This window comes from Helicobacter sp. MIT 03-1616 (genome assembly GCF_000765685.2).
Taxonomy (GTDB): Bacteria; Campylobacterota; Campylobacteria; order Campylobacterales; family Helicobacteraceae; genus Helicobacter_C; species Helicobacter_C typhlonius.
Genome location: NZ_JROY02000003.1, coordinates 85,012 through 107,448, shown reverse-complemented (window position 1 = coordinate 107,448; position 22,437 = coordinate 85,012). Strand labels below are relative to the sequence as shown.

Here is a 22,437-nt window from a genome sequence, read left to right as displayed (position 1 = left end):
ATTTTCATTTACTTTTATTTTATAAAATTATAAATACTTGTAAAATAAAGGATAAAAAATGAATAAGCAAAAAAATGACTTTGTCGTGTTGGAGAGCAAATATACAAATGATTTGTTTAGTATATATCATATTAAGCGAATTAACCTTGAAGTTTATACAGACAATGGTGTGATAAACAGCATAGCTGTATATATAAATGATGAAGAGTGGGAAGGATTCTCTGGGCTTGATAGAGAAAAATTAAGTGAGAGATTTGAGGAAGTGTTGCAAAGAGATATTTTAAGAGAAATTGGCAGTAGGCTCAATGCTGGTTGTGAAAACATTGATATGGAAATGCTCATTAAAGAGTGTGTAAAAAATATTAAAGCAAAGGAGCAGGAATGATCATTGCCATAGCAAATGAAAAGGGTGGTAGTGGCAAAACTACAATGGCAGTAAATCTAGCGTGCTATCTAGCCAAACAAGGTGATAAAGTAACACTTATTGACGCAGACCCACAGCGGAGCAGTGAAGTTTTTAGCAATAATAGAAGTGATAGTGAATTAAAGCCGTTATTTTCAAATATAAGTAAATTGGGCAGCTCACTAAAAGATGAAATCACTTTGCAAGAAAGCAAAAACGATTGTGTAATTATTGATACGGGAGGAGCTGATAGTAAAGAGATGCGAATAGCTATGAATAGGGCAAATTTGCTTATTATCCCCACAATCCCATCACAATATGATGTAGTGGTGCTAGATAGAATGCTAGAAGTGTTTAACTTGGCAAAAGAGAATAATCCAAAGCTTCATTGTCTTATCCTCTTTAACAAAATTAGTCCAAATCCATTTTTGCATAAAGAGTTAGATGAGTTAAGGGAATTTGTAGAATCTGCTATTAAAGATAAGAGCTTGGAGGAAGTAGCCATTCTAAAATCATTGATTTATGAGCGCAGAGCATATAAGAAGGCTGTAATAGATGGTAAAAGTCTAGATGAGTTTAACGATGATAAGGCAGAGAACGAATTTCAAGCTTTATGCGAGGAAATCGTGGCATTTGGAAAAACATTATAAATACTTATAAAATATTGTAAATAAAATTATTGTAAAATGTTTTAAATATTTTGATTAAGGAATTAAAAATGGGTGGATTTAAAAAACAAACAACACAGCCTCTACAAAGTAAAGGTGTGAGCGAAAACGAATTTGAGAATGGCGGTAGGGCTGAAATAAAGGGTGCAGTAAAAACAAAAGAATCTAAAAATAAAGACAATAAAGTTTTTAGCGTTTTGCTACCCATAGAGCTCATAGAGCGTCTAAAACGCTACCAAAATAGTGAAAATGCCAAAAGAATAGAGACACAAACATATATTTTCACTCAAGCACTCAATGCGTGGCTGGATAGTAAGGGGTTTGAAAACAAGGAGGATAAAGATGAATCAAAATAAAACAGCCTTTATCTTTGCTGGTGTTAATGGTGCTGGGAAAAGCACACTTTATTGGAACGAGGTTGAAAAAGGGGTGCGACTTGGGCAGAGAATTAATATGGACGAAATTGTGAGCAGCTTTGGGGATTGGCGCAGCAGTAAAGACCAAAATAGAGCTGCGAGAATAGCTCTAAAATTACAAAAGAGCCATATTGAAAACAATGAATCTTTCAACCAAGAAACTACGCTTTGTGGTAAAGGAATAGTGCGACTTTTTGAGCGATTAAAGGAGCAAGACTTTAAAATCTGTCTTTATTATGTTGGGGTAGATAGTATAGAGATTGCTAAAGAACGAGTAAAAATGCGTGTGGCAAAAGGCGGGCATAATATTGATGAAACCCTCATTGAGAGGCGTTATACCGCTTCACTTAATAATTTAAAGCAGATTCTACCATTTTGTGATGAAGTATTTTTATATGATAATTCACACAAGTTAAAAAAGATTGGAGAGATTATTTGTGGCAGAGTGTGCTTGTTTGAACAAGCTAAGTGGCTAGATTCAATACATTCAGAAAAAGATAACAAAGACAAGAATTTTAAGCAATAAATGTTTGTTTATAAAAACAGACTTCAAGTTTAATCTTATATTTACAATATTTTAATTTAAAATACTTGTAAAAAATTTTAATTATTTTTTACATAAGCTATAACCTATCTATTATCAGATTCACTCTCTAGCAATTCCTGTATCGCCGCCAATTGTCCATCGCAATTCTCTATTATCATTTCGCCCTTTGGATTCTTGCTTTGTATTGCTTCGTAGGTTATGCTGTGCATTGCTTGGCAAAAGCACCTTATCATTGTTTGGTCTGCTACTTTGCTTATATGCCACATTGCCCTTGGACATTCCGCACATATCGGCATAGGATTTGGGTGGATTTCTAAGAGAAGGAGCGTTGGACTTGTATAAAGTGGCATTTGGTTTAATGATACCTCCTTTTCCTCCAAGCTTTCGTTCTGCATTGTATTTTGCCCATTGTTCTCTTGTATATTTTCTTGATTTAGGTTTTGCATTTTCTATCCTTTGTGTTAAATTTGCTTTTTTGGAGTAATAATTTGCCCACTCTTGCTTAGTATAACGTTTTGGTGCATTCTTTGTGATGTTTGTAGAATCTGTGCTTTTTATATTGCTTTCTTTTAGCTTCATAGTCGTTACTACTTTAACCTTAGGGAGCTTTATGAAGCTTTTTTCTGCGCGATTCATTACAGATATATCCCACTTAGCAACCTTTGTTGCTGTGCTAATAGTATAAAGTCTGCCTTTAATTTTTTTCTCAAACTCATAAGGACGCAACTCATAGCCTATTTTTGCAATGCGCACATATTCTCCTTTTTGTAATTTAGAATCCTCTACAATCTGCCGCAGATTCTCTCCCCAAATGGTTGCATTGCCTTTGCGTGTGTAATAGCTAATAAAATAGCTAGGTTTATTGAGAATATCATTATTGTATGGTGCTTCACCAAAATCTAGCACTCTATAATAATGTGGTTTGGCATTATGTTCGTGCAAGGTTTTTGGTTCTACATATTCTAGATTATTGTTTGCGATTTGTCTTCCGCGAACCTTATCTCTTCTGCTTGTGGCGAGAGCATAGATTCCACGCTTGTTAAGATTGTCGGCAAAGCTCTTACGAATTTTCAAGCAATCTGCCTTTTTAATATCAATGCGCGAACCATCGTTGTTGGTAGCCTTTAAACAAATATGGCAGTGAGGATTATCTGTATCATTGTGAAAGGCAAGTGTAAAATGTGTGTTTGGATAGAGATTTTTTATCGTTTCAAATGCAGCATTTCTAATCGAACTCTCATCGCAGTCATCATAATCACGCATTGAAAAAACCATATTGTAAGTTTCTCTCCGCTCTGTTTTATTTTCATTTTCATTTGGGATAACATAGCCATTTTGATAATTTTCAAGGCAGTCTGTCAATTGAGAATTGTCAGTATATAAGTTTAAATCAGAATCTAATAATTCTAAAATTCCGTGCCTTGAAATATAATTAAGATGTGCGGATAACTGCTTAGTGTTTTTTGCACTTGAAGTGATTTTAAATATCACTTCATAGCCATTATTTGATAATTTTTCACGCTTTAAAAGCTTAGCTTTTGCTGGATTGCTTTGGGCAATTTGCTTGAAAGAGACAAGTGGTTTTGATTTTTTTCTTGCGAGATTGATTTGATTAATTTTGGCGTGCTCAATTCGCACATTTTTTATTTTCTTTGCTTTCCACAGTTCATCATCGCTAAATCTTTTTGGAGCAACACTCATTGTAAAATTCCTTGTGAATTATGACATAGTGCTTTAATCTCACTAGACATTTGTGTAAGTTTGCCATCTAAGTGCTCTAATGTTGTAAGCAGATTAGAAGCTATGTTTGCTTCACTTTGTGTGTTTAACACTCGCGCAATTTGATTGATATTGACACCAATTTTATTAAGTTCGCTTCGAGTAAGTGCAAGTGCTTCAATCTCTTTATTGTCAAGGATTTTGGAATTATAAATCATATTAAGTGTATGGAATTTTATAAACTTTGGCACGGAGTTAGCAATAGAATTTCGCGCAGTGGATTTGAGTGTATCATACTGATTCTTGGTAAGTGTAACTTTAATTGTTTTATATGAATTAACATTATCATCTAAGATAAACTTGAGCTTCTTTTGGTGTTTTGTATTTTGTAAATGATTATCAAGTAAATCATTGACTATACTTGATTTGGAGATATGCAATTCTTTGGCAAGGTTGGTAAGCGTATCTGCATTTTGTGCTGAAAGCCTAAAGGACATCATTGTGTTTTTATCTGCCATTGCTTACTTCCTTTGATTTTTTTCCTTTGGTGTGTCTAATTTTTTGTTGATAAACGCCAAAAGCGTTCAGCAACAAAACTTCTCGCCCATCTTGGATTACTCCAAAAGAGATTGGGTGACTTTCTAATAGAATCCTTGCATAAATTTGCTAGGACTTTTTTCAATTCTCGCAAGGCGAAATTGAAACTTAAGAGCCTCGCAGAGCAGGACAAATTGTTAAATTTGCGGAAAAAAGGTTGTGAAATGTATTACATTTTGCACCTTTTTTCCTATCCTGCATATTCTTAAAAACGCATTATTTCATATAAATATCAAATAGTCAAGTATTTTTGATATCTTATATCTATATATTTTTAAATTTATGTTATAAATTGATATTATTTCTATATAACACTAAAGGAAAGGTAACTTAAAATGGAAACGCCATATATTAAATCTTTGAGGGAACAGTATGCGGCTGCTATGAAAAAAGCAATTGCAAAAGAAAATGCAAAGCTCAATACTTTGTATAAAAATCTTTCACTTAGCATTTTTGATGAGGCACAAAACAATGAAGAGCTTAATAACATTATCAAGTCTTCTCCAAAAATCAACGAATCTTTTCAAAAGTTGGTAGCAATATTTAATGAAACTACACCAAAAAATACAAAATCTAATATAAAGGATAAAGAATGAGCATTTTCAATAATTTAAAAAAGACAGACGATGATTTTTTTGAAATCAGCTTTGAATCTAATGAGACCAATAAAACACTTAGCTTAGTGAATGAACATAAAGATACTTATGGACAAAACAATAATAAAGATGAAATTGATAGTGTGCTTTCTCATTTAGTCGCACTTGATGTTGCACGCAAAGAAAATATAAAAAGTAATGGCAATATAGATATACCGAATATAGAATTTAGCATTGCCTATGGATTAAATGGCAAGAGAGTGGAAGAATATATGTCTGTGCCATTGGGTATGGGACATTTTGAAAAAGGTATAAACCATTTGCGCGAAAATTTTGGAGTGGATTTAGAATCCAAAGTAGCACAAAAAGAAAAGGAGCATACCGATACTAGACTAGATAAATTTTGCTCTGCTTTAAAAATGCCACCGACACTAAGCTTAGATGAGCTAGACGATAGAGGTTGGGACACGATAGACAAAATGGCGTCTTTGGCACAAGGGCTATCTAGTCCTGAATTAGCTGGATTCTTAGCAGGATTTCAAGGAGCAATCAAAGAGAATCAAGGTAAGCATTCACAAAACAAAGAAATGGGTGATGAAAAATTTGTGCAGCTTATGGCTCAAAAGCTCAACATACAACTTGATGAAGCAAAACAAATTATGAATAACAGCAATGCGACAAAAGATAAGCCAAATACTCTCAATAATGAATCTAAAAATGAAGTCTCACAAACAAAGATTAATGAAATCAAAAAGAAAAGCGAAATCGCAATAAAAAATCAAAAAAAAAGTAAAGATAAGACAAAGGAGCGAAGCAATCAAAATCCATCTTTGGGAAAGAATCTATAATGCCACGAGTTGCTACACACAAATATTATATTTATGTGCCATATAAAGATAGAGAAGAAGCTAAAAAGCTGGGTGCAAAATGGGATAGCGAATCTAAAAAGTGGTTTGTGCCAAATGGTGTGAATTTAGAAAAATTTAGCAAATGGCAATATCCACAAAAAAATGAAATTGATATGAACGAAGCTTTGGAGCAATTTAATAATGCCTTGCGTGAGTGTGGATTCCTTATTGACGGATTACCTGTAATGGATGGCAAAATCAAGCGAGCAAAAGTAGAGGGCGATAGAGGAAGCGAAAAAAGTGGTGCATATGTAGGTTATACTAATGGATACCCTGCTGGATATATTGAGAATTTTAAAACAGGAGAAAGAGTTAATTGGAAATTTAAGTTAGAACAAGAAGTTCAAGTTAAATCTCTAAGTAATGCAGAAATTGAAGCCATTAAAAAAACAAATGAATTAAGAGCAGCTCAAAGAAAGGAAGAGCAGTTAAGACTTAACGAAAAAACAGCTGCACGATTAAAAGATGAATACGATAATGCACAGATAGCGCAAGTCAATCACCCCTACTTGAAGGCAAAGGGCATTGAAGTTCAAAATTTAAGGGTGGATAGATTTGGTAATTTACTTATTCCTTTGAGTGATAGTGATGGTAAGATGTGGAGTGTGCAACGAATTGCTGCTAATGGCAATAAGATTATCGGTGTAATCAAAACTCAAAAAGAAAGAGAAAATGGCGAGGAATACTCAGCAAGGAAAAAAGGGTGCTTTTACAGCTCTGAACCATTAGATTTGCACGAGCAGTTTTATATCTGCGAGGGCTTTGCAACTGCTAAGAGTATAGAAATTCTGCTTGATAAGCCAAGCATAATGGCAGTAGATTCTGGAAATTTAATAAATGTATGCGAGGCACTACTTGAAAAATACCCCCATAAACAAATTACTATCTGCGCGGATAATGATTTAAAAAATGAAGTCAATACAGGACTTAATGCCGCATTAAAGTGTAAAGAAAAGTATCCTCAAATCAATGTTATTAAGCCAAGTATGGCGGATAAAAATATTAGTGATTTTAACGACTTAATGCGTCTTAAGGGTGTAGCAGTGGCAAGAGCAGATGTTAAATCACAACTAGCAGTAACGCAAATGCAATACAAATCTCAAGATAAGGAGGTGGGAAATGAAGCTGTAAGATTCTAATTTAAAGCAGTAATGCAGAATGCGATAAGAAAAAATCACAATCAAGGAGAATTAAGATGAATTTAACACAAGAACAAAAGCAGGAGGCAAAAGAGCTTCTATCAAAGCTTGAAAATCTTTATAATCACAGAGCTGGACTTGATATACTCAAAATAAATAGAGAAGATACATTGAGAGAGGAAATAGCTAGTATATGTGATATAAGAAATAAACAAGGAGAAATCCAGCCAAACAAGGTAAAAATGCCTTTGCTGTTGGCATTAATAGATGAAATATTCTTTGATAAAACCAACAAGAAAGAGGAGGAATACGCCTTAATGGACTCATACAGACAAGCTTTATCAGGCAAAGATGTCAATAAAGATACGATTAATGCCTATGTAGCGTTACAAGAGGAGATTAAGGAAAACAATCAGAATCTAAAAGAAGTATTCAAAGAAACCAGCACTCTAGATAAAGAAATCCTTGACGCTATTAATCTAATCGCAAAAGAAAGATACAAAGAGATTCTTAATAGCAAAAAGCTTAAGGTTGGAATGGAAGTAAAAGAGCCGAAAGATATGTCTGCAATTCTAACACTTATCAAGGAGCTTGAAAGTATTTTGAAGTAAAATAAGCATAGATTAAGGGGTATCCCCCTTAATTCTTACTCTTGTGAAAGGATTTTGCGGTCTATCTATACTATATAATAGCTAGATAAAATTAAAAATTGTGTATAATTTGATTTCTATTAGAGTTATGAAATTAGGGATTAAAAGTTATGAAAGCAAATGTCATTGATTTATTTTGCGGTGTTGGTGGTTTAAGTTTTGGACTTAAAAAAGCTGGCTTTAATATACTTGCTGGATATGATGTAGATTCTTCTTGTAAATATGCTTATGAAACCAATATTCAAGCAGATTTTATTAATAAAAACATAAAAAATACTTTTGCTAGTGAAATCACAAACTACTTTAATACTTCAAAGTCATCTATTAGGATACTTGTAGGATGTGCTCCCTGCCAAACATTTTCGCAATATACACAACAATCTAAACGAAAAATAAATAATAAAGATGATGAAAAATGGACATTGTTGAACGAATTTTTAAGAATTGCAATGGAGGTTCAACCAGAAATCATTAGTGTGGAAAATGTGCCCAATCTGATGAAATACCCAATCTTTGATAATTTTATAGAGGAGCTAAAGAAAAACAATTACTACATTAGTTATAGCATAGTGTTTTGTCCTGATTATGGGATTCCTCAAAATAGAAAGCGATTGGTATTGCTTGCATCAAAGTTAAAAGAAATTAAGATTATTGATAAAACCCATAATAAGGATAACTATGCAAGCGTTAGGGACACCATAGGAAATCTACCAAAAATTAAATCTGGAGAGCAATCCAAACTTGATAAATTGCATATTTCGCGCGCACTAACATCTATAAACATTCAAAGAATTAAAGCAACACCAAAGAATGGTGGGAGCTGGAAAGATTGGGACGAATCTTTAGTTTTAAAGTGTCATAAAAAGCCAATAGGGAAAAGCTATGGCAGTGTATATGGTAGAATGAAATGGGATGAACCTGCTCCTACAATGACAACTTTTTGCACAGGGATTGGTAATGGAAGATTCGGACACCCCGAACAAGACAGAGCTATTAGCTTAAGAGAGGCTAGCTTGCTACAAACTTTTCCGATAGACTATGATTTCATTGAAAACAAGAACGAGCCTCCGAAAATGGGAACAATATCAAGGCACATTGGAAATGCTGTTCCACCAAAACTTGGAGAAGTGATAGGGTTGAGTATTAAAGAGCATCTAGGAGATTTTTATGCCATACAAAATGAAAATTAGTTTAAATGTAATTGAACACTTGGGAATTAATCTATACAGCAATTTATCCGCTGTTTTATCAGAAATTGTAGCAAATTCTTGGGATGCAGATGCAACAGAAGTGAGAATGAATATTGATGGAACAAATAAGGTGGAAATCATTGATAATGGTTTTGGTATGAATGAAGAAGATATTAATCAAAAATTCCTCTGTGTTGGTTATAAGAAGAGGGATAATGGTTTTACTCAAACGCCAAAAGGTAGAAAAGTAATGGGAAGAAAAGGTATAGGAAAGCTGTCCTTATTTTCAATTGCCAACAAAATTACTATTATCAGCAAGAAGGAGGGTGAAGAGACAATTAATGCTCTTGTTATGAATGCTGAAGATATTAGAATGGCGGCTAATGAAGAGCAAGATTATGAGCCAATTCCATTAGAAAATAATAAACTGCCAAAGCAAATAGATAATCACGGAACTATTATCATTTTAGAAGAACTAAAGAGAGAACGTATTCAACGCTCTAATATCAGAATGAATTTAGCAAGACGTTTTTCAATTATAGGCGGCGAATGTGATTTTAAAGTCATTGTAGATGATAAAGAAATTGGAATAGAGGAAAGAAATTACTTTAAAAAATTGGACTATATTTGGTATTTTGGAGAAGATAGTAAGAAATTTTTAGAATTATGTAATGAAAATATAGAATCTGAGAAACTTGATGAACACGTAAATAATTATCAAATTAGTGGTTGGATAGGCAATGCTAAAGAATCTGGATTGTTGCAAGACCAAAATGAAAATTTAAATAAAATTTCTATTCTTGTGAGGGGAAAACTTGCTCAAGAAGATATATTATCAGAATTTAGAATTGGTGGATTATATACAAAATTTTTAATAGGAGAAATCAATGCCGATTTTTTAGATGAAGATGGTCTTGAGGATATAGCAACTTCCAATAGACAAAAACTCAAAGAAGATGATCCACGATATATTGCTTTAAAAGATTTTTTAAAAAAGCAACTTCAAGCTATAAGCAATAAAAGGCAAAAGTTTAAAGAAAAAGAAGGAACAGAAGATGCACGAAAATACGAGCCTATTAAAAAATGGTATGATAGTTTGGATAAAGATTTACAAAAACGAGCAGACAAATTATTTGGAAAAATCAACCAAATTGTAAGTGATAAAGGAGAAAAAATAACACTCATAAAGCACGGGGTATTAGCGTTTGAAAATATGAAAATGCGACACGCTTTAGATTCGCTAGATAAAGTCAATGACGAGAATCTGGAGGCATTTTTAGAGATTTTTAATGGTTATAAGGATATTGAGGCAAGTGCTTATTACACAATTACTAGTGAGAGATTAAAAATAATACAATCTTTAAAAGAAAAAGCAAAAAACAATGAAAAAGAAAGGGTTCTGCAAGAACATATATTTGATAACTTATGGCTGCTTGACCCTTCTTGGGAGAGAGGAACAGAAAATGCCCAAATGGAAGAGGTAATTCAGCTTGTATCCGAAAAAGAATCAGATAAAATAAAACAAGGTAGAATAGATATTCATTATAGGCAAACAGCCAAAAAACACCTTATTATTGAACTCAAAAAAGCCGATGTCATAACAACTACACCACAAATAATAGAGCAATTATCAAAATATGAAAATGCGCTTAGACATCAATTAAAACAATTGAATGAGGAACACGAAGAAATTGAATGTATTTTTATATGTGGAAAATTACCGAGCAGCTGGAATGATACTACTAATAAAACACGAGAACAAAAAGCTTTAAAGGAAATGAATATTAGAGTATTGACCTACGACAAGCTTATTGAGCAGTCATATAATGCATATAAGGAGTATATGGATAGAGACCAAGATAATGGGAGAATTTTAAAAATACTTAAAGAAATTGATAAAATGGATGAACAATGATTTGTACATTTACTTTGTAAGACCAGCTCTCTGCCATATTTGATAAAAGCTACGCTTTTTTAAAAATGGTGATAAAACACCAAAAAAGAATTTGGTATTGATAATCACCCTGCTTTGCCCTAGTAACTTCTTATTTTGGAGTTTTTCCCCTGCTTTTAGAAATGCGGGGCATTTATCAAAGCAGTGTCTTGTTTGTGTGGTATCTGCCACACAAAATATGTTGGTAATTTTGACTTCACGCAAAATTACTTGACCGATTAGGATTTTTAAGATAAAATAACTAATGTTATTTTATCTTAAATTATATATTTAATGTAATTTTAAGCTTTTATCTTGCTGAATTAAAAACTTTTGTCATTTGGGAACTTTTAAGGGAACTTCTTACAATTAAAGTCTTATAAAACACTATAAATAGGCTTATTTGATGATTTTATCAGAATCCCTCCCTGGCGCTGGATAGCCTGCAAACGTTATCTTCCACAATTTGAAGCAATAGAAAAACCACTCGTGCAACAAGAATGCGACCTTATATATTTTACCGCAGATAGAGAAGATACAAATTTTGCAAATACTCGCATCACCCTAGAACAACATAATATCAAAGACTACAAATTCATATCTTTCAATGGTGCGGTTGTGGTGATTAAAGAAAAATAGCTTTTAGCTATTTTATATAAATAACTGCAATATACTTTGTATCACCACTGCGTTAATCAAATCAATAAAAAATGCCCCAACAAGCGGCACGACAATAAATGCCATATGGCTTGGTCCATAATGTGAAGTAACCGTTTGCATATTTACCATAGCCGTGGGGGTCGCGCCAAGCCCAAATCCACAATGCCCCGCAGCAAGCACCGCCGCATCATAGTCTTTGCCACAGAATCTAAAGGTAACAAACACGGCAAAAGCCACCATACACACTGCTTGTGCGCTTAGAATGACAATCATAGGGAGTGCAAGTGCCACGAGTTGCCAAAGATTAAGCGTCATCATCGCAAAGGCAAGGAAAAGTGAGAGGGAGACATTGCCAAGCACAGAAACTTCCCTGTCAAAGACTTGATGAATATTAAGCGCACTTAAGGCATTGCGTAAAATCACGCCCACAAAGAGACAATGCACAAATGTTGGGAGATTAAACATAGGAAACACACTCTTGCTATACTCGCTCGATAAAGTCCCTACAAGCAGACACAACGCAATGAGCGCAAGAGATTCAATAAAACTAATGGGCGTGATGAGCCGCTCCTTTTGAGGCGTCTCAAAGCCGTGGGGGTCATCATTATTATGCTCCTTACCCGGAATCTTAATATTGTGCTTATTTATCAAGTATCGTGCTGTAGGTCCGCCGATAAGCCCACCCATAACAAGCCCAAAGGTCGCACACGCCATAGCCACTTCGGTAGCTGCCGCAAAATTATAAGGCTCGGCTTTGAAAATATCCGCCCACGCTGCACCTGTGCCGTGCCCACCGCTCATTGTAATGCTACCGCCGAGCATTCCAAGCAATGGATCTACACCCATACCATAGCTCACACCAATACCGATGAGATTCTGCAAGAACAAAAGCCCGGTTACAAGGACGAGAAAAATCACAAGCATTTTACCGCCCTTTTTGAGCGAGGCAAAATCCGCACTTAACCCTATGGAAGAGAAAAATGCTAGCATTAATGGATCTTTGAGTGAGGAGTCAAATTTTAACTCAATAGCAAATGTTTGGTAAAAAACGAGAATAAACAAGGCAACAACAATCCCTCCTACAACAGGTTCAGGGATATTATAATCGCGCAAAAACCTGACTTTAGCAATGATGTATCGCCCAAGGAGCAACACAAATACCATACACACAAGCGTGAAATAAAAATCAAAAGAAAATGTGCTAAGCGTTGCACTATCAGCCTTGATATAGCCCAATACACTCGCACCATTTGAATCTTTTGCCTCTATGTATAAAAACTCGCCATTACCTGCTAGAGCGGTGATTTTGCTACTAGAGGGCAATGTGCTAGTGGCACAAGATTCTAAAGTAGTGGCATATAAGCTTGTTTCATTTTTGGTTACATAGCTATTTGCCCACGATGAAATAGGCTTCATATCTTCAGGCTTATGCCAAGCACACTCTTGGGGTGTCTCTAATGTTTCTTGCATCGCTTTTAGCAGACCCCTGCCACCCTCTTGTGTGATAGAATCTTGGGCTACCTCGCTTTGATTTTGTGGTATTTCTGTATATGCGTTAAGGGGGGGGGTTACCATAACAAACATAACATAGATACACGCTATTTTACAAACCCTAAACATACTCTCTCCTTACACAATTTCGCAGTGTATATTAAGCTATAAAAACTTTAAGAAAAATTAAATATTTTTAAGATACAATCCACATCTCCACAAGATTCCAATAATAATGCGATGGTTTTATTATGTCGCTTGTGCCTTATCTGCTTGAAAATGATCGCGTAGCTCAGTTGGTAGAGCACTACCTTGACATGGTAGTGGTCGCTGGTTCAAGTCCAGTCGTGATCACCATTTTTTAGAATATGCTCCGTTTTTAAACACTTCACGCACAGATTCTATAAGGATTTAGTTAGATTTTTCTCCCTTAAGCATTTGTAAAATAATAATTACCACACTGCAGTCAATCAACACATCAGCGAGATTAAAAATTGCAAAATCAAACCAATAATGCCAATACACATAATCCACCACGCCGCCGTGGATAAAGCGATCAAAAACATTTGAAAGTCCCGAACCTAGCAAGATTCCAAGCGCGGCATAATATTTGATAAAAAAATCACTCATAAGTGCAAAAATCAGCACCGCGCATAAAAACACGATTTGTATATATTTCAAATATTCCTCTAAAAAACTAAACATTGAAAACGCCACGCCTTTATTATACACAAGAGCCCTACCGCCAATAGTAAGTGCCTCACTCTCCCATTCAAAACCCCCAAGCATAATAAGCTTTACCCACTGATCAAGCACAATGCTTAAGACAAAAAGCGCCACGAACACCGCAATTTGCTTTTTGTCAATGTATTTTAGAGACGAATATTTCATATATCCTACTTTTAATTTTTATAATTTTCTACTTGTGGCGCATTCAAAGCAGATTCTACACTTCACTTGAATATTTAAAATCCATATCAAACTCTGCACCCAAAGTATGCTTTAAATACATAAGATTCTATACATTTAATTGCTTTTGAAAAAACTCTGTGAGTATTTCTACCTGCTCACTCACGAGTTTAGAATCCTTGCCCTCTACCAAAATTCTAAGCTTATTTTCTGTGCCAGAGTAGCGCACAAGGTGGCGATTACCCGATTGCGTAATAGAATCTAGCTTTTCTTTTAGTCCTGCGATACTTTCAAGTGGCTTTTTGTGCGCGACTTTGAGATTGACTAGCTCACTTGGGTAGAGTTCAAAAGGATTAAGTGCCTCGTGCGAATTTTTTTTGCTTTGAAGCAGTAAAGCCAAGACTTGCAACGCACTCACTAAGCCATCGCCTGTTTTAGCATAATCACTAAAAATAATATGTCCGCTACTCTCCCCACCAAAATTTAAATCGCGCTCTTTCATCATATCCCACACATATTTATCGCCTACATTGCAACGATAAAGCGTGATATTGTGAGATTTTAGAAACTCCTCAAGCGCGAGATTACTCATCAATGTGGTAACAATGGCGTTATTTTTGAGCGCACCAATTTGTTTTTGATAGAGTGCAAGCGCACCAATGAGCTTATCGCCATTGATAATGTGCCCCTCATTATCCACCACTACAAGCCTATCCGCATCGCCATCAAGCGCAAAGCCCACATCTGCGCGATATGTGCGCACCTCCTGCGCTAAGGTTTCAGGGTGCATAGCTCCGCACTGCTTGTTGATATTGTATCCATTAGGCTCATCATTAATAGCTATCACATCAGCTCCTAATTCACTCAACACAATAGGAGCAACACGATATGCCGCACCATTAGCACAATCACACACTATACGCAATCCTCGTAAAGTTAGATTCTTTGGAAAAGAATTTTTAATATGCACAATATAACGTCCCACCACATCATCAATACGCTTTGAACTACCGATTTCTAGCCCACTTTTGAGTGCGCTTTGGAGTGAGGTGGGATTGTAATAATAAGATTCTATACTTTCTTCTTCTTCTTGAGCAAGTTTATAACCATAATGATTAAAGAATTTTATACCATTATCATCATAGGGATTATGGCTTGCGCTTATCATAATTCCCGCATCGCATCGCATATCCTCTGTCAAAAAAGCAACGGCGGGAGTAGGCATAGGACCAATTTGTATCACATCATAGCCCACAGAAGTGAGAGCAGAAACAAGAGCGTTTTCTATCATATAACCGCTACGACGTGTATCCTTGCCTACGAGAATCTTATTTGTCAATGAATGTTGGCGAAAGTGTATCCCCGCACTTGTTCCTAAAGCTATCACACTTGAGGGAGTAATCACTTCCCCCGCACGTCCTCGGACACCATCAGTGCCAAATAGTTTTGCCTCTTTTTTAGAGCTTGTTTGAGAATCTGCGGCTTTTACACCTGTTTTTTTGCTTATCTCATCTTTGTTTTTTTGAGGCACTTTTGCCATATTCGCTCCTTTCATTATCACTCCTTAAACTTTTAAACTGCATTTAATCAAACTTTTGGCAGAATCTTGCCCTAATTTTTTAAAAAAAGGACTAATACACTATGGCAAATCACAAATCTGCAGAAAAGAGAATCCGACAGACCAAAACAAGAACGGAACGCAATCGCTACTACAAGACGCGTATTAAAAATATCGTACGCAACCTAAGAGAAGCAGTAGCAGCCAAAGATGTAGCTAAAGCGCAAGAAGCACTTAAAGTTGCCAATAAAGAGCTTCACAAATATGTAAGTAAGGGAATCTTAAAGAAAAATACTGCTTCACGCAAAGTCTCTCGCCTCAATGCAAGCGTGAAAAAACTCGTTCAATCTGCGTAAATAGCGCGTTCTTCGTATAGATTCTAAAAAGTAACTTGTATGCTTGTAGATAAGCTTAAGCCCATTGTGGCGCGTTATGGTGAGATTTCACAGCTTCTCACTTTAGAATCTACCCTTGCAAATATTAAACAATTAACTCAACTAAGCAAAGAGCAAAATGACATTGAGCCAATCACACAAAAAGCAAAGCTGTATTTTGCTACGCTTGAAAATATCACGCAAAACAAGGCTTTGCTAGAAGATAAAGAACTTGGTGAGTTAGCAAAAGAGGAGCTTAAAGATTTAGAATCTGCTAAAGCCACATTAGAAGAAGAGATTAAACTCCTGCTTATCCCCAAAGACCCAAATGATAGCAAAAATATCTACCTTGAAATTCGCGCAGGCACAGGCGGAGATGAAGCGGGAATCTTCGTGGGGGATTTATTTAAAGCGTATTGTCGCTATGCAGATTTACAAAAATGGAAAGTTGAAATTATCAGCTCAAGCGAAAATAATGTCGGTGGCTACAAGGAAGTCATCGCCCTTGTCAAAGGCAATGGCGCGTATTCTAAGCTCAAATACGAGGGTGGTACTCACAGAGTGCAAAGAGTACCAAAGACAGAATCTCAAGGGCGGATTCACACTTCAGCTATCACCGTGGCGATTATGCCAGAAGTCGATGATGTAGAAGTCAATATCAACCCGAGTGATTTAAAGATTGATGTTTTTCGCAGTGGCGGACACGGCGGACAGAGTGTGAATACCACAGATTCTGCGGTGCGTATCACGCATATTCCCACAGGCATTAGTGTGTCAATGCAAGATGAAAAATCACAGCATAAAAATAAAGATAAAGCAATGAAAATCCTCAAAGCAAGGCTTTATGAAGCCGAGCTTGAAGCGCAAAACGCCCAAAATAAAGAAGCTAGAAAGTCTCAAGTAGGCAGCGGGGATAGAAGCGAGAGAATCCGCACATATAATTACCCGCAAAATCGCCTCACAGACCACCGCATAGGTTTAACGCTTTATAGCCTTGAGGAGATTATGCTTGGTGGGCTACTTGATGAATGTATTAATCCCCTCATCGCTCACGCACAAAGTCAAGCTATGGGAAGTATTGAATAATGGCGCAAAACCTTCAAACACCACAAGATTCTAAGACAAAGAAAAGAATCTATTTTTGCGATGGAGCGGTTAAAGGTAAGATCCCCGCTATACTTTCCAAGCATTATGATATTGAGATTACACCGCATAATCCGGATTATGTGTTTTATTCTGTTATGGGTAATGAGCATATCAATTATGATTGTATTCGTATTTTTAGCACAGGCGAGAATGTGAGGGCTGATTTTAATTTTTGTGATTATGCTATTGGTTTTGATTATATGCAATTTGAGGACAGATACTTGCGCTATCCGCTCTATCTCCATTACAAAGAAGCGATGGAAAAAGCGCGAAATAAACATCTTCATATTACACCCCAAACCCTTGAAAATAAGAAAAGATTTTGCACCTTTGTTGTCAGTAATGGCAAAGCAGATTCTATAAGAAGTCAGTTTTTTGATAAGCTTATGCAATATAAGCACATAGATAGTGGTGGCAAATATAAAAATAATATCGGCGCACCTGTGGCAGATAAACTCGCATTTTTAAGTGAAGGAAAATTTAATATTGCTTTTGAAAATTCAAGCGCCAATGGCTACACGACAGAAAAGCTCATAGAAGCATTTGCCGCAGGAACGATTCCTCTTTATTGGGGCGATGAAAGCGTAAGTTTGCCTTTAGATTCTAGCGGGGGGGGGGGGGTAAATCCCAAATCTTTTGTGCGGCTCAATGATTTTGCGAGTTTTGAAGAAGCCATAGCCTATATTGAATTTTTAGATACACATAATGATGCGTATCTAGCGATATTGCGAGAAGAAACATTTTTAGATTCAAATCACGAGGCAATATTTGATAAAAAATTAGAATCTTTTTTGCTTCATATTTTTAATCAGCCACTTGAAAAGGCTTATCGTAGAGGATTTGGACAATGGCGATGTAATATTGAAAAACGATATAAGAAATATCAAAGAATAAGGAGTCTCACCAACACCTGTGTGAATATCATCAAAAATCCCATTCGTAGGATAAAAAAATTATTCAAATAAGCTAGATTCTAAAAGTTTTTAAAGCCTCTCATTCTTTACCATTTTTAGAAATCCCACTAGCCTACTGCAATTTTATATGTTCCACAAGCAAGGTAAATTTTCAAAACTACTTAATATCATATCTCGCAATCTTATGACGCAAAAGCTCTACGCTCATTCCCAGCATATCGCTTGCCCTTTGTAAATCATTCGCACATTCTTTAAGAATCTGTGTGATGAGCTCCTTTTCAAGTGCAGCTATACTGCCCTGCTCTGCGTTTGCGCTCTTTAGATTTGTGCCGCTAAAGGCTTTTGTGCGAGATTCTAAAGACAAGTCCTTCACGCTGATTTCATTGCTATCGCTCAAAATCCCCGCCCTCTCCACGACAGATAAAAGTTCGCGCACATTACCATACCATTCATAGTTTAAAAGTGCCTCTTTCGCCTCCTTAGAAAAAGACTTTTGCGGAAAATTATATTGCGCACACACAGATTCTAGCTTCCACTCACTAATAGGCAGAATCTCCTCCTTACGCTCTTTAAGCGGTGGGATAGGCAGAGGAATGGTTTGTAGCCTAAAAAACAAATCCTCTCTAAATTCATTTTTGCCTATCTTTGCCTGTATATCAGCATTTGTTGCAGAGATAAAGCGCACATCAATCTTAATGGGCTTTGAGCTACCAAGCCGTGTAAGCGTTTTTTCCTGCAATACACGCAAAAGCTTTGCCTGAAGTGCAAGGGGCATTTCACCAATCTCATCCAAAAACACGCTGCCACCACTTGCAGATTCTAAAATACCGGGCTTTGGATTTGTAGCGTCTGTAAAGGCTCCTTTTTCATAGCCAAAGAGTTCGGATTCTAATAAATGCTCTGGTATTGCCGCCATATTAAGCGCAACAAAAGGCGCATTAGCACGAGCAGAATTGCGATGTATGAAGTTAGCAAACACATCTTTACCCACACCACTTTGTCCCAGAAGCAATACATTCGCATCAGTCTTAGCAACCTTTAGAGCTAGGGCTTTAACCTCTTCAAGCTTTGGCGATGAGGCGATAAACTCCTTATCATCTGTGCTTTTTGGTGGTGTTTTTTGTGTCTTATGCACGATTTGTGCCGCCTTGTGTGTGCGCTTTATTGCCTCTATGAGCTCTTCTATCTCAAAACCTTTGATGAGAAAGTCTTTCACACCCAAACGAATGGACTTTATCGCATTTTGCACGGAAGCATTCCCTGTGATGACAATCGCTTCATATCGTCCATTCAGCTCCTGCAAAAAGCTCAAGCCGTCCATTTGAGGCATATTAATATCAGTGATGATAAGCTCAAAACTCTCATCGAGCTTTTTAAGCGCGTCCTTTGGATTCTTAAAGCTTACCACTTCATACTCTGCATAGTCCTCAAATGCGGTTTCTAGGGACTTACGATAATTAATATCATCTTCTACAATGGCTATCTTCATACCTGCTCCTTTGCTAGGATATACATCATAATGCTTTTATTGACAAGCTTTGCCTTTACCCTCGTTGGGGCGATTTCAAGCCTCACACGCGATTGTAGGGCATTATCCCTCCCACTCGTATCCTCGCGCACATAAACTTTATGTTGCAGCAAACATTCAAGCACCTGCTCCTTTTCCTGCTTGATAATAGAGGTGATAAAGTAAGCCATATCGTCCATTATGGGATACCTACTCGCGTCTATTTCACACTCTTGTGTAACTATATAGCCCTTGTGTGCTTGATAGTTCATCACGTGTGATACACGATAAGATTCTCTCTGGGCTAGATTGTCCTTACTCACAACCTTATATGAGATGAGGAGTTCTACCTCTGCATTTTCAAATCGCTCTTCGTAGGGCAATTCATCAAGGCTACTCACGCCCTTGAGTGTGCTAAAACATAAAAGCAAAATGATACAGAACCGAGCACACATTAACCTAGCCTCCACCTCTTTATCTATACTTTAAGCCCAAACCGCCCCACTATAACTTTGCCACTTCGCATTTTATGCTTTCAAGATTTTAGAATCTACCACAGATACCGCCCTCACTCAGGATTAGATTCGTTCAAATCATCTTCTTTAGGCTCTTTAGGACAGACATTCGCATATGCGACTTTATCCTTGCCTACATTGACGATTTTCACACCGCTTGTATTGCGCCCTGCCTCGCGAATCGCCTCTGTATCCACGCGTATCATCTTGCCCGAGCTTGTAAGCACCATTAAATCCATATTTTCATCGTTAATATTTACCACGCTGACAAGATTCCCTGTCTTTGAAGTAAGCTTTTGAACGATTACACCCTTACCAGCACGAGACTGCAGACGATACTCACCGGCAAGTGTTTGTTTGCCAATCCCCTGCTCACTCACGGTTAAGAGCTTATCTGTATCGCTTGTGATGGTCGTAGCGGCAATGACATAATCTTTATTTGCTTTAAACTTAATGCCACTTACCCCACGACTAACCCTCCCAATCTCGCGTAATTCATTCACGCTAAAACGGATACACATACCTTGATGAGTTGCGATAAACAATTCCTTGACGTTCAAATCCACAATATGCGCTGTTACAAGCTCATCTTTCTCATCAAGATTAATCGCCCTTACGCCCACGCTACGAATATTACCATACTCTTTTAGATTTGTGCGCTTGACAATACCATTTTTTGTAAAGAATACAAGCGATTTATCATCATTAAAATCTGTCGTGGTAATAGTCGCCATAATCTTTTCATCAGGCTGGAGATTGATAAGATTCACAACTGCCTTACCAATGGCTGTGCGCCCCGCTTCTGGAATCTTATACACCTTGAGCCAATAGAGCTGCCCTTTGTTTGTTACAAACATAATCGTATCGTGCGTATTTGCCACAAAGAAAGATTCTATAAAATCATCATCGTGCGTATTTCCACTAATCTTGCCCTTACCGCCACGATTTTGCTTTTCATAAGTTTTAAGTAATACACGCTTAACATAGCCCCTATGGCTCATTGTAACGACTACCTTTTCATTAGAAATTAAATCCTCCACATCAATGGCATCATAATTTTCTTCAATTTGTGTGCGCCTCTTGGTGCTAAACTTATCCTTGATTTCTAAAAGCTCTTCTTTTACAATGTTTTTAAGCTTTTCTTCACTTTTGAGAATGGATTCTAAATAAGCGATTTGCTCTTGTAATTCAGCATATTCAGCATTGATTTTATCTCGCTCTAAACCTGTTAGTCGTTGCAAACGCATTTCAAGGATTGCTTTTGCTTGAAGTTCGCTTAGTTTAAATTTTGCAACAAGCGCATTTTTTGCAGATTCAGAATCTGCGGAGGCACGAATCGTTTTAATCACCTCATCAATATTATCAAGTGCAATGATTAAACCCTCTAAAATATGTGCTCTCGCCTTTGCTTTCTCAAGCTCAAAAATCGTACGGCGGATAATAATCGTCTTGCGATGAGCGATAAAAATCTGCAAAAGTTCAAGGAGATTAAAAATCTTTGGCTCTTTATTATTAATAGCAAGGAGGATAATCCCAAAGGTGCTTTCCATTGTCGTGGATTTAAAAAGATGATTAAGCACAATCTCGCTCATCGCATCGCGTTTAAGCTCCACTACCACGCGAATCCCCTCTCTATCACTTTCATCGCGCACTTCTGAAATGCCTTCAATAATTTTCTCTTTTGCCAGCTCACTAATTTGCTCTACAAGTTTTGCCTTATTGACTTGATAAGGCACTTCATCAATGACAATAATGTCTTTTGTCTTTGTTTTTTCAATATGCACTTTAGCGCGCACACGGATTCTACCCCGTCCGGTGCGATACGCCTCTAAGATTCCGGCTTTGCCATAAATAATCCCACCTGTTGGAAAATCAGGTCCCTGCACGAGTGGGAGTATATCCTCCACATCACTTGTATTGTTATCAATCACATAAATAAGCGCATCTATAATCTCATCAATACGATGTGGTGGGATAGAAGTCGCCATACCCACAGCAATCCCGCTTGAACCATTTACAAGCAAATTTGGAAATCGTGTCGGCAAAACATCAGGTTCCTCAAGCGTGTTGTCATAATTTGGCACAAATTCCACGGTGTCTTTTTCAATATCACGGAGCATTTCCTCACTTGCACTTGTCATACGCGCTTCGGTATAACGCATAGCCGCTGCGCCATCGCCATCAATGCTACCAAAATTTCCCTGCCCATCGACAAGTTCAAGTCGCATAGAAAAATCCTGCGCCATACGCACAAGCGCATCATATACTGCTGTATCACCGTGCGGGTGGTATTTACCAATCACATCGCCCACGATTCTAGCACTTTTTTTGTAAGGGCGTCTAGGTGAAAGGCTTAGCTCGTTCATCGCGTAGAGAATCCTCCTATGCACCGGCTTTAGCCCATCTTTTGCATCAGGTAACGCCCTACCTACAATCACACTCATAGAATAATCAAGATAACTGCCTTTGATTGATTCATCAAGTTGTATATCTATACTTTTCTCTTCCAATAGACTCTCCACTTTTAGCTCCCTTTTGTTTTATAAAACGCGTATTCTAGCCTATATTGCTTAAAAATAGGCTTACTTCTTGCGTAA

Annotated in this window: 23 protein-coding genes and 1 tRNA gene; 15 read left to right on the top strand and 9 right to left on the bottom strand. The window is 36.8% G+C overall.

Annotated features, from left to right (window positions below; genetic code table 11):
• Window positions 1-58 precede the first annotated feature (58 nt).
• The 4 genes from LS67_RS02965 to LS67_RS02950 all read left to right on the top strand — a co-directional run bounded on the left by LS67_RS02965 (window position 59) and on the right by LS67_RS02950 (window position 2,013).
• The gene (locus LS67_RS02965) at window positions 59-385 is read left to right on the top strand and encodes a hypothetical protein (protein ID WP_023945957.1); all 327 of its coding nucleotides are present in this window, start codon (window positions 59-61) and stop codon (window positions 383-385) included.
• Complete coding sequence (locus LS67_RS02960) at window positions 382-1,053, top strand: AAA family ATPase (RefSeq protein WP_034327553.1); 672 nt, start codon at window positions 382-384, stop codon at window positions 1,051-1,053. The genes LS67_RS02965 and LS67_RS02960 overlap by 4 nt, the downstream gene beginning before the upstream one ends.
• A 68-nt stretch (window positions 1,054-1,121) precedes the next feature.
• Window positions 1,122-1,427, top strand: a complete 306-nt coding sequence (locus LS67_RS02955; RefSeq protein ID WP_034327555.1) for a hypothetical protein — start codon at window positions 1,122-1,124, stop codon at window positions 1,425-1,427.
• Entirely contained in the window at window positions 1,414-2,013 is a 600-nt protein-coding gene (locus LS67_RS02950; RefSeq protein ID WP_034327557.1) for an ATPase, read from the top strand. Before LS67_RS02955 ends, LS67_RS02950 begins: the two co-directional genes overlap by 14 nt.
• A 120-nt stretch (window positions 2,014-2,133) precedes the next feature.
• On the opposite strand, the gene mobP1 is transcribed toward LS67_RS02950, so the two are convergent.
• The gene (gene mobP1 / locus LS67_RS02945; protein WP_034327559.1) at window positions 2,134-3,735 is read right to left on the bottom strand and encodes a MobP1 family relaxase; all 1,602 of its coding nucleotides are present in this window, start codon (window positions 3,733-3,735) and stop codon (window positions 2,134-2,136) included.
• Window positions 3,732-4,271 (bottom strand): plasmid mobilization relaxosome protein MobC, encoded by a 540-nt coding sequence (mobC, locus tag LS67_RS02940; protein ID WP_034327561.1) that lies wholly within the window; start codon window positions 4,269-4,271, stop codon window positions 3,732-3,734. The genes mobP1 and mobC overlap by 4 nt, the downstream gene beginning before the upstream one ends.
• 462 nt (window positions 4,272-4,733) lie before the next feature.
• On the opposite strand from mobC, the gene LS67_RS02935 reads away from it, so the two are divergent.
• The 6 genes from LS67_RS02935 (at window position 4,734) to LS67_RS02910 (ending at window position 10,748) form a co-directional block, all read left to right on the top strand.
• Window positions 4,734-4,946 carry a Ku70/Ku80 C-terminal arm domain-containing protein gene (locus LS67_RS02935; protein WP_236096330.1) on the top strand — a complete coding sequence of 71 codons (213 nt, stop codon included), beginning with the start codon at window positions 4,734-4,736 and terminating at the stop codon, window positions 4,944-4,946.
• Complete coding sequence (locus LS67_RS02930; protein ID WP_034327564.1) at window positions 4,943-5,794, top strand: hypothetical protein; 852 nt, start codon at window positions 4,943-4,945, stop codon at window positions 5,792-5,794. Before LS67_RS02935 ends, LS67_RS02930 begins: the two co-directional genes overlap by 4 nt.
• Window positions 5,794-6,993: a DUF5710 domain-containing protein gene (locus LS67_RS02925; protein WP_034327566.1), complete on the top strand. Its 1,200-nt coding sequence runs from the start codon at window positions 5,794-5,796 to the stop codon at window positions 6,991-6,993. Before LS67_RS02930 ends, LS67_RS02925 begins: the two co-directional genes overlap by 1 nt.
• 56 nt (window positions 6,994-7,049) lie before the next feature.
• Window positions 7,050-7,604: a hypothetical protein gene (locus LS67_RS02920; RefSeq protein ID WP_034327567.1), complete on the top strand. Its 555-nt coding sequence runs from the start codon at window positions 7,050-7,052 to the stop codon at window positions 7,602-7,604.
• Window positions 7,605-7,753: 149 nt separating this feature from the next.
• Complete coding sequence (locus LS67_RS02915; RefSeq protein WP_034327569.1) at window positions 7,754-8,833, top strand: DNA cytosine methyltransferase; 1,080 nt, start codon at window positions 7,754-7,756, stop codon at window positions 8,831-8,833.
• Window positions 8,811-10,748: a BbrUII/HgiDII family restriction enzyme gene (locus LS67_RS02910; protein WP_052099889.1), complete on the top strand. Its 1,938-nt coding sequence runs from the start codon at window positions 8,811-8,813 to the stop codon at window positions 10,746-10,748. Before LS67_RS02915 ends, LS67_RS02910 begins: the two co-directional genes overlap by 23 nt.
• Before the next feature lie 9 nt (window positions 10,749-10,757).
• Here the strand turns inward: LS67_RS02910 and LS67_RS02905 are convergent, their stop codons facing one another.
• Complete coding sequence (locus LS67_RS02905) at window positions 10,758-10,991, bottom strand: hypothetical protein (protein WP_138109572.1); 234 nt, start codon at window positions 10,989-10,991, stop codon at window positions 10,758-10,760.
• Window positions 10,992-11,255: 264 nt separating this feature from the next.
• Here LS67_RS02905 and LS67_RS09565 point away from each other — a divergent pair, with 264 nt between their 5' ends.
• Window positions 11,256-11,405, top strand: a complete 150-nt coding sequence (locus LS67_RS09565) for a hypothetical protein (protein ID WP_161594470.1) — start codon at window positions 11,256-11,258, stop codon at window positions 11,403-11,405.
• A 12-nt stretch (window positions 11,406-11,417) separates the two neighbouring features.
• On the opposite strand, the gene gltS is transcribed toward LS67_RS09565, so the two are convergent.
• Window positions 11,418-12,653 (bottom strand): sodium/glutamate symporter, encoded by a 1,236-nt coding sequence (gene gltS / locus LS67_RS02900; protein ID WP_034343389.1) that lies wholly within the window; start codon window positions 12,651-12,653, stop codon window positions 11,418-11,420.
• Between the two features lie 545 nt (window positions 12,654-13,198).
• On the opposite strand from gltS, the gene LS67_RS02895 reads away from it, so the two are divergent.
• A tRNA-Val gene (locus tag LS67_RS02895) sits at window positions 13,199-13,274 on the top strand.
• Window positions 13,275-13,328: 54 nt separating this feature from the next.
• Here the strand turns inward: LS67_RS02895 and lspA are convergent.
• Window positions 13,329-13,808 carry a signal peptidase II gene (gene lspA, locus LS67_RS02890; RefSeq protein WP_034328378.1) on the bottom strand — a complete coding sequence of 160 codons (480 nt, stop codon included), beginning with the start codon at window positions 13,806-13,808 and terminating at the stop codon, window positions 13,329-13,331.
• A 127-nt stretch (window positions 13,809-13,935) separates the two neighbouring features.
• Window positions 13,936-15,381, bottom strand: a complete 1,446-nt coding sequence (gene glmM, locus LS67_RS02885; protein ID WP_231944734.1) for a phosphoglucosamine mutase — start codon at window positions 15,379-15,381, stop codon at window positions 13,936-13,938.
• A gap of 86 nt (window positions 15,382-15,467) precedes the next feature.
• On the opposite strand from glmM, the gene rpsT reads away from it, so the two are divergent.
• Genes rpsT through LS67_RS02870 form a run of 3 tightly spaced genes read left to right on the top strand, consistent with a single transcriptional unit; the run spans window position 15,468 to window position 17,869 of the window.
• Window positions 15,468-15,740: a 30S ribosomal protein S20 gene (gene rpsT / locus LS67_RS02880; RefSeq protein WP_034328380.1), complete on the top strand. Its 273-nt coding sequence runs from the start codon at window positions 15,468-15,470 to the stop codon at window positions 15,738-15,740.
• A gap of 39 nt (window positions 15,741-15,779) precedes the next feature.
• On the top strand, window positions 15,780-16,844 hold the full coding sequence (prfA, locus tag LS67_RS02875; protein WP_034328381.1) for a peptide chain release factor 1: 1,065 nt from the start codon (window positions 15,780-15,782) through the stop codon (window positions 16,842-16,844).
• Window positions 16,844-17,869 carry a glycosyltransferase family 10 domain-containing protein gene (locus tag LS67_RS02870; RefSeq protein WP_138109570.1) on the top strand — a complete coding sequence of 342 codons (1,026 nt, stop codon included), beginning with the start codon at window positions 16,844-16,846 and terminating at the stop codon, window positions 17,867-17,869. The genes prfA and LS67_RS02870 overlap by 1 nt, the downstream gene beginning before the upstream one ends.
• 106 nt (window positions 17,870-17,975) lie before the next feature.
• On the opposite strand, the gene LS67_RS02865 is transcribed toward LS67_RS02870, so the two are convergent.
• The 3 genes from LS67_RS02865 to gyrA form a co-directional block, all read right to left on the bottom strand.
• Window positions 17,976-19,307, bottom strand: a complete 1,332-nt coding sequence (locus tag LS67_RS02865; protein ID WP_034327720.1) for a sigma-54-dependent transcriptional regulator — start codon at window positions 19,305-19,307, stop codon at window positions 17,976-17,978.
• Entirely contained in the window at window positions 19,304-19,780 is a 477-nt protein-coding gene (locus LS67_RS02860; RefSeq protein ID WP_034327719.1) for a hypothetical protein, read from the bottom strand. Before LS67_RS02860 ends, LS67_RS02865 begins: the two co-directional genes overlap by 4 nt.
• A 113-nt stretch (window positions 19,781-19,893) precedes the next feature.
• Window positions 19,894-22,362 (bottom strand): DNA topoisomerase (ATP-hydrolyzing) subunit A, encoded by a 2,469-nt coding sequence (gyrA, locus tag LS67_RS02855; RefSeq protein WP_034327718.1) that lies wholly within the window; start codon window positions 22,360-22,362, stop codon window positions 19,894-19,896.
• Window positions 22,363-22,437 lie beyond the last annotated feature (75 nt).